At 37.5% G+C, this 15,188-nt stretch carries 13 protein-coding genes; 9 read left to right on the plus strand and 4 right to left on the minus strand.

Annotation, left to right across the window (positions count from 1 at the left end; genetic code table 11):
* Positions 1-1,107, minus strand: coding sequence for an SPFH domain-containing protein (locus BM176_RS18355; protein WP_090105708.1), 1,107 nt, complete (start codon positions 1,105-1,107; stop codon positions 1-3).
* A gap of 157 nt (positions 1,108-1,264) precedes the next feature.
* Between BM176_RS18355 and BM176_RS18360 the strand changes: the two genes are divergently transcribed.
* The 4 genes from BM176_RS18360 to BM176_RS18375 all read left to right on the plus strand — a co-directional run bounded on the left by BM176_RS18360 (position 1,265) and on the right by BM176_RS18375 (position 4,038).
* Entirely contained in the window at positions 1,265-2,128 is an 864-nt protein-coding gene (locus tag BM176_RS18360) for a helix-turn-helix domain-containing protein (RefSeq protein ID WP_090105710.1), read from the plus strand.
* Between the two features lie 249 nt (positions 2,129-2,377).
* Positions 2,378-2,866: a hypothetical protein gene (locus BM176_RS18365; protein WP_255373540.1), complete on the plus strand. Its 489-nt coding sequence runs from the start codon at positions 2,378-2,380 to the stop codon at positions 2,864-2,866.
* A 17-nt stretch (positions 2,867-2,883) separates the two neighbouring features.
* Positions 2,884-3,261: a ribosomal maturation YjgA family protein gene (locus BM176_RS18370; RefSeq protein WP_090105712.1), complete on the plus strand. Its 378-nt coding sequence runs from the start codon at positions 2,884-2,886 to the stop codon at positions 3,259-3,261.
* A gap of 3 nt (positions 3,262-3,264) precedes the next feature.
* On the plus strand, positions 3,265-4,038 hold the full coding sequence (locus BM176_RS18375; RefSeq protein ID WP_255373541.1) for an oxygenase MpaB family protein: 774 nt from the start codon (positions 3,265-3,267) through the stop codon (positions 4,036-4,038).
* 245 nt (positions 4,039-4,283) lie between these two features.
* Here BM176_RS18375 and BM176_RS18380 read toward each other — a convergent pair whose 3' ends face one another.
* Together BM176_RS18380 and BM176_RS18385 are read right to left on the minus strand one after the other, a co-directional pair.
* Complete coding sequence (locus BM176_RS18380) at positions 4,284-5,834, minus strand: hypothetical protein (protein WP_090105716.1); 1,551 nt, start codon at positions 5,832-5,834, stop codon at positions 4,284-4,286.
* Between the two features lie 611 nt (positions 5,835-6,445).
* Positions 6,446-7,261, minus strand: coding sequence for an alpha/beta fold hydrolase (locus BM176_RS18385; protein ID WP_090105718.1), 816 nt, complete (start codon positions 7,259-7,261; stop codon positions 6,446-6,448).
* A gap of 794 nt (positions 7,262-8,055) precedes the next feature.
* Here BM176_RS18385 and BM176_RS18390 point away from each other — a divergent pair.
* From BM176_RS18390 to BM176_RS18400, 3 genes are all read left to right on the plus strand, one after another.
* Positions 8,056-8,748, plus strand: a complete 693-nt coding sequence (locus BM176_RS18390; RefSeq protein WP_090105720.1) for a DUF3800 domain-containing protein — start codon at positions 8,056-8,058, stop codon at positions 8,746-8,748.
* A 29-nt stretch (positions 8,749-8,777) separates the two neighbouring features.
* Positions 8,778-9,188, plus strand: coding sequence for a hypothetical protein (locus BM176_RS18395; protein ID WP_143097856.1), 411 nt, complete (start codon positions 8,778-8,780; stop codon positions 9,186-9,188).
* 391 nt (positions 9,189-9,579) lie between these two features.
* A complete protein-coding gene (locus BM176_RS18400; RefSeq protein WP_090105724.1) occupies positions 9,580-11,235 on the plus strand; it encodes a serine hydrolase domain-containing protein in 1,656 nt (551 codons plus the stop codon).
* 274 nt (positions 11,236-11,509) lie between these two features.
* Here the strand turns inward: BM176_RS18400 and BM176_RS18405 are convergent, their stop codons facing one another.
* Positions 11,510-11,881 (minus strand): winged helix-turn-helix transcriptional regulator, encoded by a 372-nt coding sequence (locus BM176_RS18405; RefSeq protein ID WP_090105726.1) that lies wholly within the window; start codon positions 11,879-11,881, stop codon positions 11,510-11,512.
* Positions 11,882-11,989: 108 nt separating this feature from the next.
* Here BM176_RS18405 and BM176_RS18410 point away from each other — a divergent pair, with 108 nt between their 5' ends.
* Positions 11,990-12,343 carry an EthD domain-containing protein gene (locus BM176_RS18410; protein ID WP_090105728.1) on the plus strand — a complete coding sequence of 118 codons (354 nt, stop codon included), beginning with the start codon at positions 11,990-11,992 and terminating at the stop codon, positions 12,341-12,343.
* Positions 12,344-12,658: 315 nt separating this feature from the next.
* Positions 12,659-15,187, plus strand: coding sequence for a tetratricopeptide repeat-containing sensor histidine kinase (locus BM176_RS18415; RefSeq protein ID WP_090105730.1), 2,529 nt, complete (start codon positions 12,659-12,661; stop codon positions 15,185-15,187).
* The last annotated feature ends 1 nt before the right edge of the window (position 15,188 follow it).

Consider the following 15,188-nt stretch of genomic DNA (forward strand, 5'->3'; position numbering starts at 1 on the left):
TTATACGCTGGGTAAGGGTGGTGGTACATTGTTAAATAAAGCTGCCAGTTCAGGAACCGTATTGGCAACAGCCCAGGCGGCCATTCCTTTTTTCCATACCTGACTTTGCTGATTAATAGTACCTGCAGCCACCAGTTGTGACAGCTGGTCTATTGTATAAGGGCCAGCCTGCTGACCATTTATCGCAGCAAAAAACTGTACCGCAGCGGGTAATGGCGGCGGGCCATCGTTGCCTTGTACTGTATTAGGCTGAAATACATTGCCTAACTGGCCACCTATAGCCATACCCATACCGGCACCCAGGCCAGCACCTGCAAGACCACCTCCATTAGGATTATTTGCAGCCTGTTCCATTGCATTGGCCGCCTGAAACTGTGCATAAGCACCCAGGTTGCCAACAATGCCCATACTGCTGCGTTTATCCATTGCAGCTTCTACTTCAGGTGGCAGGGATATATTTTCAATCAGAAACTTGGTAAGTTCCAGACCAAGCTCATTAAATTCGGGTTGTATTTTTTGAGTAATAAGTGCAGATACCTCATCATAATTAGCGGCCAGATCAAGCACAGGAATTTTAGCCTGGGCTATAGCATCCATACCACGGGTAATGGCAACATTGCGTAATTGCTCATTAACACCTTCTACTGTAAATTCAGGGTTAGTAGCGGCTACTTCTTTTATAAATTTCCCTGCATCCTGTACCCGAAATGCAAAGCTACCGAAAGCACGAAGACGCACAGGGCCGAATTCTGCATCGCGAAACATTACAGGATTACGGGTACCCCATTTCTGGTTAACAAACTGGCGTGTGCTTACAAAAAATATATCTGCCTTATAAGGGCTGTTGAAACCATATTTCCAGCCTTTCAGCGTTGTGAGGATGGGCATGTTTTGTGTAGACAGCGTATACATGCCTGGTTTGAAAATATCAGCTATTACACCTTCGTTCATGAACACAGCTAACTGTGATTCACGCACAGTAAGCTGAGCATTCATTTTAATTTCATTCTGGTAGCGGGGAAATTTCCAGACAATGATTTCGTCGGATGCATCCACCCAATCAATAATGTCTATAAATTCGTTTCGGAGTTTATCAAAAATGCCCATATATGAGGTTTTATAAAGAGATGAAATTAGGTTAAAGCCGGAATATATTATATACCCGTTAAAAAAAAGTTGGGGCAGTGATGCCAAAGCATTGATTACCAGCAACCACTACAGCGAAACAGTGATAAAGCGAGGTTTGTTTTGTAATTTTAAGATTATGGGGCAGAAAGAGTTACACCGGCCGTTTGAATTGTACGTATCAGATATCGCATGCTGGAATGAGCGACCGCTGATCTATCATTTCTTCGAGATCGTACAGGTGCTGGAGGGCAGTGGCAGCCGTATTGTGAACAGGAATCAGTTCCCTTACCATAAAGGAAGCATATTTCTCTTCACTCCGTTGGATTGTCGTGGATTTGAGATAACAACTCCTACACGTTTCTGCTCTATCCGCTTCTCAGAGGTTTTTCTCGGACAATGCAAGTCTGCCCAGGAACGCGAAAGAATAATGCAATGGTTGAAGCAACTGGAATATATCTTCTTTAATCATAACCGCTTCCAGGAAATGTTAATCAAACAGCCCGGGGATTGCCGCATGATCGCTTCACTGGTAAGTAATATGATAGAAGAATATGAACACAGGCAGTCCTATCAGGAAGAAAACCTTCAACATTTTGTAACCCTGATTCTGAACATTCTTGCGCGAAATGTTTCTGCCAATATCGGAACTTCGGCCAGTGGACAAGAAACCGAACCGTTGATCAACAGAATGCTGCTGCACATCCGCCAGCATATCAGTTATCCGGAAATACTCCGGGTCAATTACCTGGCATCTCATTTTAACCTGTCTGCGAATTATGTGGGAGAGTATTTCAGGAAATTTACAGGAGAAAGTTTACAACATTATATTACCCATTATAAGATACAGCTGGTACAGCAACGCCTTGCATACAGTACACTTACAGTAAGCCAGATAGCAGGAGAGCTCGGCTTTACAGACGAAAGTCATTTGAGCAGGCAGTTCAGGAAACATAGTGGGATAAGCCCGGTTGAGTATAGGAAGAATGCGAAACAGGGATGAAATTTTTTAAGACGCAATACCCACCCCACTACGATTAATAATATTAAAGTTTAAACAAGAATCTACCTTTTCAGATTCATCAGCCGAAAATAATCCGTTAATTATTAAATTTTTTCCCTTTACTTTGTACTTCAAAGTGCTTTTAGCAATTCAATTATTTGAAATAATAAGTAGTTCTGCAGCATTAAGCTGCAGATAAATAATTAGTTTGCCAACGTCTCTTATCTTAAATAACTCATTCTTACAACCATGAAAAAACAAGCTGAAAATAAGCCAATGCGGTACATTAAAATATGTATCTGGATTATGATATTCGGATTGGCAGTAAGTGGGCTTACTGCTTTCCCTCTCCAAACAGAACTCGGATGGTTGGTTAGCCATGACTCATATTATCCTGAGGGAATGAACAGATGGCTACATACTATACACCTTGCTATATCGAACACTAATCAAAGCTATCCATATTTAAGCTATGGTACTGATTGGCTTGCCTTTGCGCACCTTATGCTGGCTCTGCTCTTTATTGGAACGCTTAAAGACCCCGTTAAAAATGTTTGGGTGATTGAGTTTGGTATGATAGCCTGTCTACTCGTTATTCCATTGGCTTTTATTGCAGGCAGTATCCGTCATATCCCCGTTTTCTGGCGAATCTTCGATTGTTCTTTTGGTGTGATTGGCATTATCCCACTCATTATTTGCTATAAAAAAATTCAACTGTTAAAATATACCAGGGCTTAATCACTTTAAATTATACCATGTTAAAATTCAATAGTACCTATTTCATTTCCGCAGTGTTATTATTCACTATAGAAATCATTATTGCCCTTTATGTACATGATGCTATCATTCGTCCATATGGCGGTGACTTTTTAGTCGTTATTCTTATTTATTGCCTGGCTAAAAGTTTTGTAAATACAACAGTAACCACTGCTGTGATAGTCGTGCTACTCTTCTCCTACCTGACAGAAGCTTTGCAGTATTTCCATATCGTAAACATACTGGGGTTACGGCATTCGAAAATAGCTTGCATTATCATTGGAACTAATTTCGCATGGACAGATATACTGATGTATACGTTAGGTATACTACTGGTTTGGCTGATAGAAATTAAAGTATTGAATAAACCTCAATAACAAATGATGAAACATTTTGTGAAGGAAGATTCTGTTGTACGGGAAATTTGGGGCAAGGCTGACACTATCTTATTTATTTTTGCAGGTGCTGCTGCCGAATTTGCATTGAACAAAGCAGTAGATTGGCTTTACTTTACAGGTAAGTTACCTGCCGATCCATTGGGGCGGTTGTTTTCTACGATTACTTATGCCCGGCAGATTGTCTTTTCAACAAATGATGCGGCGTATGCCGCAATAGATCAGATTACAGCTATTCATAAGCATGTAGAAACATCCCGCAATGCTCAGATACCCGATTGGGCATACAGGGATGTGCTATTTATGTTGATTGATTATTCAATCCGTGCATATGAATTACTGGAGCGCAAACTGACATCCGCAGAAAAGGAAGAAGTTTTTAACACTTTTTATAAGGTTGGTGCACGCATGCAGCTTGAAGGCCTGCCAACGAACTACCACGCATGGGAGATTATGCGCGAGGAACACTTAAAGCAGGATTTACAGCTTAGTGATTTCACAAATGATCTGTTCAAAAAATACTGTGAGCATCTGGGAGTAATGCGATACTATCTGTTAAAGCAAGTACAGGCATTACTAGTCCCGAAAGTGGTTAAAAAATTACTTTCCCTGGGTAATACGAGTCTATTGTTACCGGTACTTTATATGTATAAACTGAGCAGAATAATTAAACTGCAAAGCTGGTTGAGAGACACGCTTTTGCCTGTGAAATATCGGGTTCAGATAAAGCTGTTGAATAACCAAAATCCATTGACTTAAAATACTTATTCGTTTTATAATAAACCTTATGGTTGTATTAGTTTAAATAATTCAATATAATGGTACTATGAGCACCGAAAAAACAACAAAAATAAACCAGCTTTTAACCTCGGGAAAATAAAAAACATATCGAACATTGAACTTATACTGCCTTTATTTTATATTATTACACATATTTTGCCATTGAGATTTCTAAAATTTATATTTTCATCGAATAAGTACATGTTTAGCTGCAAAACACAAACCTAAATCCGCTCTCCTTCTACCTCAATACTGAACAATTCAAAGTTCTCAATCTTAGGCAATGTATTCAATTTGTGAACCCCTTCCTTTTTCACAGATTTAGTATCATCATCATCATTCGTATATTCGGATACATACCGCCCCGTGCTCAAGTTATAGTCAAAAGTCTTACTGTAGGTAGGATCACCAGTTATACTGCTGGCACCAATCAAATAGAATCCTCCATTCTGGTACCTATACTTATAGGTACAACCTCCCCGAAGGAATTCATGTTCCACAATCAATATCCCGTTCTTAATCTCAGTGCCGGAAAAGAAAATGTTACCATCACCTTCAGGCATCGCTGCATGGCTACTTGTGGCTGCTAATAGGTAATTCCCATCTTGTTGTTTAAATAATATACGCAGCTCCCGCGTTGTATTCCGCTGATGCTGTAAGGCCTTTTTAGGCTGAAAAACAATCACTACATCTTCCAGACCGTCCTTATTAAGATCTCCATAACTTAATGTATCCAGCACCTGTCCCGCTGGTAAAAACACTCTCCAACCAGTCGTTCCTGCAACAGGAGCCATAGAAGCATTTGCAGGTTTACCCTTTGCAGAAAGGTACTCTTTATATTTCTGCTCAGCTATCTTAGCCTGCTCAGAAGCCTTCGCTAATAAAACTACATAATCAGCATCTGAAAGATTATTTGTAACCGGGCTTTCATTGGAGGTATAATACTCCAGCTTCCGGGTTACGCTGCTTCCAGATCCATCTTTATATTTTTCAACCCTGACAGTCCAATTTTTGTGCTGATCATACTCATAACTATAGTTGATATCAAATGAAGTCTCATGCTCTGCTAAATCTCTAACTTTAACCATATTCCCATAATTGTCATAAGAGATTTCCCTACGTTGCATATAAACTCCCCCTGTTATTTTCTCAAAGTATCCGTAAGTATTACTGAGCAATCGTCCTTGTTTATCATAGTCATAAAGATGTCCAAAATCCGAAAGATCAGTTTTGTTCGCGATATATCGTTCCTGATAAATTTTGTTGTTCAAATAACGATACCAATATCCTTTTTCATTTTCGCCTGGCGCATTCACAATTTCTATCCGGTTACCTGGATTTCCTTTCTCAAAAATCTTATAGGTAATAGTATGCGCTATATTGTCCGTTTCTGCCGGATTACTGTAGGAAATATATGCCTGATCAGTACCTTCAGACAATTCCTTATCCCAGATAAACGGAACCAGTTCCTTAGAAAAACTCATATTCGAAAGATCAATCTTTTTAGTTTTGCTATTGGTATAAATTTCATTGCCTCTTACAAAGACATTGTGATTTATCTGATTCTCCTGATCACTATAAATATCCAGGTTAGAAATTTCTCCTCCATCAATCCCCGCCATTAATATTAATTTCCCATAGGTATCATACTGTTTAACCTCATAAGACTTTTGCATAGGGTGCTTGATGTCGTAACTGCAAGTAAGTACTGGTTCTTTGGCTCCCTTATAATAATACTCTTTGATGGTATTACCAGTACTAATTTTACTGATCATCCTTCCTATTTTATCATAATTACGTGTCTCTGTTTGGCTTTCTGAAGCACTCTTTAGACTTTGCTTATTTATAGCTATTGTCCTGACCGGGCCATTCACAATAAAGTCGTCCTCTGATTGCGCAAAACAAGTATTCAAAGCACACAAAAGAAATATTATGAAAAGGAGTATTCCAGGTATTTTCATGTTCAATTTAAATTAGGTAAGAAATTCGCTAATTACAATATCAGAAATCAAGTTGAATTGTTCGAGTAGCCAAAATAGTTAAAAAAATCAGAATAGGTTTAAAAAGAGAAAAGCCTCCTGAACTGTCAATTGAGGGCACAATTTTATTACTACAGCAGATATTTTGTTGCCCAGTTGATTTTAATACGCACAAGAGTAAAGAAAATATCAATAGAATATCTTTAATGTGGGTGATTCTCATTTTTATCTATTTGATTGGAGATTTGATTTAATTGTTCCGGACTTACCTTATTTCTGATGGGAAAATGCCTTGCTGTAATCTGTTATGGAATACTCTACGGTAATTCTTAATAAAGAAAAGTACTGTTTCTTTTATATGTTCTCCCACTTACTATATTACTACTCAGTCGATATACTTGTAATGCTTACCAAAGGTTGTGTATTGTTCTTAAAAAAGTATTGATTATGGGTGCAAAATACTGTGAAAAATCTTCAACTGATTGAATATTCCCTGACATAGACAAGGGTGAAATGTATCCATTGGGAAGTAATTTCCCGATGTCTTCCGCTAATTCTGTGGGATGTCTTTCATCGGCACCAGGAATTATTAATACTGGTGCTGAAATAACGCTTAATTCATTTATATTATTAAATGCCCGATCATAACCAATTGCTGCAGCAGCCGCTATGCTATCAGCATCTGACCGTGGAATAGCATCACGTACCATATCTCCTATAACTGGAGACAGATTTTTTAAAATAGGCGCCCAGGCCACCTCTAGTCCATAAGCTCTTACATTGGTGGCAAATTCGTCAAGAAATTTGATCTCAGCCATTTTGGCCTCATCATCTTCGATATCTTCAATACTTATAAGTATTAAGGAGTCTATCCTATCGGGAGCAGATATAGTAGTACGTAAACTAATGGTTGTCCCTATACCAGCTCCACATAATATAGCTTTAGGACAGTCTAAATAATTCAGTAAGGAAATAATATCAGCAGCATATTGTTCCCACTTATACCGGGTTTCGTCATAACAAATAGAACGTCCATAGCCCCTTATATCGGGCAACACTATTTGTGGATAGTCGATATTACGAGCCAACGGGATAAGACTGTAATGGTCCGGGCCACCTCCATGCAACATGATTAATACTGGTTTCGTTTTATCAATAGAATCAGTAAGAGAAAAGGCATATAATGGACAACCATCACTACCTTCATAGCGCAATTCTGTCATTTAAATTGAAATTTAGATTTGTACAAATCTAAATCATCAATTAACCTGGACCATTATAGAATTCAGGGAAAAAATTATAAAATTCGACGAGTTACAAACATCCTACATGGTTTTGATCAAACAGTAAAAGCCTTCAAATCTTTCGACTTGAAGGCTTTAAAGCTTGCAGGCTGGAGGGGACAAGTTTTGAACCAGTTCGCAGATAATTTATCTGACATTTACTCATTTATTAGGCAGGCTCATTTATAATTGGCTTAGCATAAGTTTAAATATCTAATTTGGAGTTTACAAGAAATACTATTCCTTCACAGAGGAAAGAACAATTTTAAGGCTCACGAACAGAAAATCAGACAATTCGTCCTATTAAAAATTACTATATTCTGCCATAAGGCATTATTTTCCAGTAGTTATGGCGAAATATAAATTTTTATATTCTGCCACAAGTGATTGTTTTTGACTAGTTATGACGAAATATAATTGCTAAGAGCGACTGTATTTTATTCGTTTGTTGTGTTACTTACTAAATTCTAAACGGAGGTGAAAATTACCCATGTTCAATGAACGAGGGTGAAAAATCAATTCGCCCCTATTGTAGGTTAAAGAAATCCTAAGGTTTAAAGAAAATCATTTCTCATAATCACTCAGAAAAAGGAAATGAAGTTTGGATTATCCAATCTTTTAGATACACTTATTATTCAGCACATCTCTCATCTGCCCTAATAGTATCTTCCCTCCTAAAAAATATAGTTATTTTTGCACTGGTATTTTTTTCTTTATAGTAATATCGCGTTTATATGGAATTTGAAGTTTATTGTGACGAAAGCGGCCTAGAAGCCTTGACAAATAAAAATGAACACCAATTTACTGCGATTGGTAGCATTTGGTTGCCCGCCGAAAGTAGGGAAAAACTTAAACAAGATCTGAACGATATCAAGGCTCGCTATAACGTAAAAGGAGAACTCAAATGGAATAAAGTTTCGCCTGCATACGTTACACTTTACCGTGACGTACTAAACTATTTTTTTGAGGCTGACTATATTCGTTTCCGTGTAATCATGATCGAGGCTGAGAAAGCGGATGCGCTCAGCTTTCATAACGGTGATGTAGAACTTGGTTTTTATAAATTTTACTATCACTTGCTTCATCATTGGCTATTCGACAATAACAACTATAATATTTTTATAGACTTGAAAGTGAATCGTAATAAAGGAAGGTTAAATGAATTGAAGAGGTTGTTGGAAGAGGCCAATAGGACTTCTACAATCGCCCAAGTTCAGGGATTACCTTCAGAACAATCGCTAGGTATTCAACTGGCGGACGTGCTAACCGGAATTACTTCCGCCAAGTTCAATAATAAAATTGAAAGCCCCGCGAAAAAAGAATTGATTCAAGTAGTAGAGGCATTTATCGGTCATGAAATCAAACCTACATCAAAACATGAAGAAAAATTTAATGTTTTTCAAATCAACATGGAGGGAGGTTGGTAATGGCATATAAGAAAATAAAGCCTCAACAAATGACCGAAGCTGAGCTACGCCAGCTATGGTCAGAGACTTATTGCAATTCTGCCAAACCAATTGTCACTTTTGATGACATTACGGTACAATTCTTTTCATCAATGTTTGATCATGCTTTTTATGAAAGTGACAATAGACAGGCAAAAGATAAATCTGTGTTGTCATTGAACCGTTGTGAAAAGATGTTATGGATAAAGGAAACACTTGAAGATAATACAGCAGTACTAAAGAAAGGATGGGATTCTAAGAATAAAAGCTATGATAACAGTAGAAGGGTGGCATTTGTAAAAGGTAACTACGTTGTTATTATCCGTCTTTTTTCTGCAAAAAAGGCTCAATTCGTGACCGCATACCAAATTGATGATGATGCTAATTTGCAAAAGTTTCTTGACGGTCCCGACTGGACATAAAAAAAACGCTGATTAGTGGGTTCAGCGTTTGAGACCTTTGTAGGTTCCAAACCAAGGGTAAAGAACATTACAAATGTAACGATTTTTTTACTAAAGACTAAATTTTTTCTCCCATATTTAAGATGCATCTTTTAATTGATAATTAATATATAAAATATAAATATAGTATTATCAAATAATACAGCTATCTATTAGGCAAACTCATTCCTAAATAGAATTTGAATGACCCTACTTACTAATACCAAACTACGATGCTAATTTCAAAATGAATACTTTATAAGAAGCAACTTTACATTTATTCAACGTCTTTACTTTATTAGGCTATCTCAGGGTATTATATTAGACCTGATCTGATTGATGATGAACAAAATGAGTATTCAAAACTAACTTCATGAAGTATAGGCTGATCTTGGGGGAACTACTAACCTTTTTTTTCGGTATTATAACAGAAGGGCATTCACAGGCAAAAACACCTATGCAGACCATCATTGCAGGATTAGACTCAATCCGTGTTGAACTGAAAATACCAGGTATGGCTGCGGCCTTTATGAAAGGAGACTCTATACTTTTTGAAGAAGGCTTCGGATATGCAGATCTTGAAAACCACATCAAAACAACCGCAAATACCTCTTTCCGGGTAGCATCCATTACTAAAACATTTACTTCTACACTTGTTATGCAACAGGTAGAACGGAAGAATTTAAGTTTGGAAACACCCATATCGGCTTATGGTATAAATCTCGCCAGCACTCATATTACCGTAAAAAACTTATTGACCCATACCTCTGAAGGAGAACCAGGCGCACATTATCAATACAATGGTTATCGATTTGGGAAATTAACACCTATTATTGAAAAGGCTTCCGGAATTCCTTTTTATCAGCTGTTAATGGAGAATATAGTAACTCCTCTCAAAATGTCGTCAACAGCTCCGGGAATCTCCCTTTACTCTTATTTCACTTTCACCCGGCAGGATAAAAGCATGATCCCTTATTTTGAAACAGCCATTAAACAACTGGCAAAACCTTATGCTCTTAATGAAAAAGGAGAAATCGTTGCATCACAATACTTTGATGAATTTGGCGCTTTTGGCGGATTGATTACAACAATAAAAGATCTGCTGAAATACTCTGCAGCTATAGATAGAAACCAGTTTGTAACAGCAGACACCCAAAAGGAGATTTTTACTGCCAACAAGCTCAAAAATGGAGCGCTTTCCCCTTATGGTCTTGGATGGTTTACACAAACTTACAGAGGAATTGACTTTTACTGGCATTACGGACAAACGCAAGGTGAATCAGGATTATTTATAAAAGTACCTTCCCTGAAAATGACAATGGTGGTACTTACTAATATAGATAAACTCAGTCAGCCTTTTCCACTGGCTGATGGAGATCTCTTTTTGTCACCGGTAGGACAATTGTTCTACAAATACTGCATTAATAAAGACAGTGATTTTATCCGGCTTGACTATCATCTTCCTGTACAGACTATCCGGAAAAGTCTAACAACAGCCAATTCTTCCTACAAAGATTTTTATAGTAAGGAGCTGGTAACACAGGCTACCATGGCTCTCATAAATGGTGATACTATAAAGGCAAAGCAATTTTATGAAATTTATGCGAGTCTTAATTTTAATCACACGGACACATTACCTGCAGGAGAGATAATTGCTGCTATTCAGAATGCAGATATTAATCAGGACCTTACAAAAAAGTTTACACTTTCAAAACCTATGCGACTAAGAGTATATGGCGTGGGTGAAAATTGTTCGGGAGATTTTAGTTCATGGTGTGACTATGGCTGGATTGAAGATACCTTGGGCAAAACGATCTGGCAGATGCAGGGACAACCGGCAAAACATGCTGGCGGAGCGCTTAAAAACCAGAAGATAGACCAGGAAATCACCTTACCTGCCGGCAACTATTTTTTACGGTATAAATCAGATGCGGGACATGCTTATAACAACTGGGATTCGCCACCACCTGATAACTTCTTTTGGGGAATCATCCTTTATAATACAAGTGTAAATAGCTCAGGCAATTAAAAAAACAAAGTCCATCTCGAACCCCGATTTATATAAATCAAAAATGGGAATAATCAAGCAATTATACTTAATTATCCCCATTTAATATCTGCGGGTTATCGGGAACGAAGTTCGAACCGGCTTGTAGAGGATTTATCTAAAATTTATGTATTCGTCAGTGAAATTCATTGCTAAACTTACTATTGACAATCATATATCCCGCTACCTTGTTTTCCCTTAACTATAAAGAGGACGTCTTCTTTTAATAAAACGTCTGAGTTAATGTGCTATTCGATTAAACTATATCTATAAATTTGGGGTCAGCTTTTAATACAATTTCAAGATCCGGTCTGTGTTCTTCGCCCCATTTTTCCAGATTTAAAATTACGGGTATTAAACTTTTTCCAAGATCTGTTAATTCGTATTCCACCTTAGGAACTTTTGTGTTAAACACTTGTTTTCTCATAAACCCATGTAAGACCAACTCATTGAGCTGCTTATCTAAAACCCGACGATCACTATTAGGTATTATCTTTTGAAGCTGACTGGGACGTCTGTATTCCTTATAAACATAATAAATAAGCATTAGCTTCCATTTACCGTTGAGCAACTCCTTGAACAAATGGAGTCCACAAAATATCTGAGTGGGCGTCTTCTTTTTATACATAACCTATAAAGGAATTAATGAAAATCTGAATTGCAAATATCCGCATAAAATTATCCGGTATTGCAAAGTTTTCACAATGAAAATAGCTTTGCATTCAAAATAATTTTTATGTTGAAATTCACATTTTTAATTCGGAAGGTAGAAGAGATGACCAAAGAAGAGTTCGTTAATTATCATAGGAATAACCATGCTCCTTTATTTATGTCTATTCCCGAAACTAAAAAGTACGTCAAAAAATACGTTGTTTCACATCCTGTGGAGATAAATGGATTCCCTGCGCCTCAATATGATAGTATTACAGACATCTATTTTTCTTCTGTGGAAGACTTTAATATATTTTTTGCAAGTGAGAATTATAGAATGAAGGTTCATCCGGACGAACCCAAATTTATAAATTTAAATGATGTTGTGATGTTAGTGAGTGATGAGAAAATAGTAGAGGATAACATAATAGGAAGCTAAAAATGTAAAATTAGATACTTCTTAAAATTTAAAAAGCCTTCAATCTTTCGATTTGAAGGCTTTAAAGCTTGCGGAGAGAAGGGGACAACTTTCGACCAGTTTTGTATCCGATTTGGACAAAATTGTAAAGTTTATTACCAGATATTGCCAAAATAGACCAGAATTTAAGTTTAAGAAATTTTAATTAGAATGAGGGTTTCGGCCCTTTTTCTAATTAAGTGACGAGACTCTTAGTTCCAATTTGATAATTATTGTCATAATTTTAAGGCACTTTAGACCTGCCCAGTCTAATTATATAATACTTTCTTTTCATACATGAAACATTATAATAAAAGACTCATTTTCCTTATTTCCACTATTGTGATCTTGCTGGTTACCCCACCATTTTCTTCTGCTCAAAGGATATGGGATCATCAATCGGAATTGTTTTTACAACTCAGGAAAAGCAAAGCAGATACAGGCCGGGTGCATATTTTGCTAAAACTGGGCCAATATTATTTGCTGAGGGAATATTATGTGTACAGAATTGGAAATCCATGGACACAGCTTGATAGCGCTTCCTTGTTTGCAGCCCAGGCTCTTCATCTTAGTGAGTCATTAAAATATGAAAATGGAAAAAATGAAGCTATTTTATTAAAAGGAGATGCCTTTATTAGAAAAAATGAAATAAAATCTGCGCTTGACCTGTTAGGCCCACTACACGATTCAACCCGTTTTCGTCTATTGATCATATTAGGCCGCCATTATCTGTTTCATAAATCCGGATTCAAACAGAATTTAGACAGCTCAATGATTTTCTTAGAGCAGGCAAGTAAAATAGCACCGGTTCCTTTGTCTGCAAAATGGCAACCTGAACGCACGCATATCAAGGCAATGGTTAGCTTTATTACCGAAGGCCTGCAGCCAACTAAAAAGCTATATCAGGAAACGATAGCTCAAATAAGCATGCCTGGTAATGAAGAACGGGAAGCCCTTTTGTGGTACGAGCTGGCAATGCTGATTCCGTTGCGTGAGAATACTGGAATAACCAGGTTGCATTGTTTTGAGCAAATGCGCTCGCTTTATAAAAAAAGTGGTAATCAGGAAAGAGAAGCATTTGTTTTAAAGACGATTGCTGATATACATTTGGTGAATGGCAGGTTAAATCTGGCAGAAACTGCGTTATTGAATTCACTGGATCTTTACAAAGCGATCGGTTATCGGGATCTGCATTATATTTATGATCTGCTGGCTTTTACCTATCGCCATAAAGGCGATTTCAATAAGTGTATTTTTTATGGGTTAAAGGCAATAGAAAGTATCGAAGCCACAAATGATTCCACTTCAGCCCTTACTTTTTACAGTCGCCTTGCCAATATGTACAGGGAAATAGGGCAACCAGACAAAAGTGTGGAATGGTATTCGAAAACACTCAATAATCGGGTATTTAATGATAGCGACAATTTTTATAAATTCAGGGATGCAAGCTTCTTTGCAAGGGAACTAATAAAAATAAAAAGGGAGAAGGAAGCACTCGCCTATATTCTTGACATCAACGCCAAAAACAAACCTATCGGAGTTGACGCAAAAATATGTCTGTTAGGTTCATTGGCATACTGTTACCAGGCTGTGAAGCAGGATCAACAGGCCGAAAAGTATTATCTTGAATTAATAAAACTGGCAGGGCAGCTGCAGGAAGACAATGAAATAACCACTGATGTCTATTACGAGATAGGGCGGTATTTTATCAATAAGCAGCAATACAGGAACGCGATTACATATTTGCAAAAGGCACTTGGCGCTGCGAAAATCAGGAATTCACTTGCAATGATGAAAGACATTCAGCTGATGCTCTTCAAAGGTGATTCCGGCGTAGAAAATTACACTTCCGCAATACAACATTTACTCAGGCACAAGCAATTGAGCGACTCCCTTTTCAATGAAACCAAGCACTGGCAAATAGAAGAATTACAGATTCAATTTGAAACCGCTAAAAAGGAAAAGGATATTAAACTGCTTAACAACCAAAACCAACTGCAGCGTATCAGTATTGAGCAGACTAATAAAACAAAGAACATAATCCTGGCCTATGTAGTACTACTGCTGGTCATTGTGGGCCTGCTATTTAACCGCTATCTGATAAAACAAAGAAACAATCGCAAGCTCAGTGCTAATCAGAAGGAACTGGATCAGAAAAATTTATCCTTAGAAAAACTGATTACAGAGCAGGATAAATTACTCAAAGAAAAAGAATGGTTAATCAAAGAGGTACATCACCGGGTTAAGAACAACCTTCAGATGGTAACCGGCTTACTATATGCGCAATCCAGGTATCTTGAGGATAATACAGCCCGGCTTGCTGTGAATGACAGTCTGCGGCGGATAGAGGCAATGTCAATGATTCACCAGAAGCTTTACAAGGATGAAAATATATCAACCATTTCGATGCCCGTTTATATCAAAGACCTGGTGCGTTACCTGCATGAAAGTTTTGATGCTAACAATCAGATAACTTTTGAACAAACGATCGAGTCGGTAGATCTTGATATTTCGCAGGCAATCCCATTGGGATTGATCATTACGGAAAGCATTGTCAATGCTATCAAATATGCCTTCCTGACGGAGCAGAAAGGGGGCGTAAGCATTCATTTACAATATGAGGGCACCGATCAACTATTGTTGAAAATATCGGACAATGGTATTGGTTTACCTGCAGGACTTGACACCGGTAAAAACCATTCACTCGGACTGGGTCTGATGCAGGGGCTTACCAAACAACTAAAGGGCAGCTTTTATATTGAAAGCAATAAAGGCGTACACATAACGGTGAGGTTTCCAATCTTAATTAAATCAGCAACAATATAAA

Source organism: Chitinophaga sp. CF118, assembly GCF_900112615.1.
Lineage (GTDB): Bacteria > Bacteroidota > Bacteroidia > Chitinophagales > Chitinophagaceae > Chitinophaga.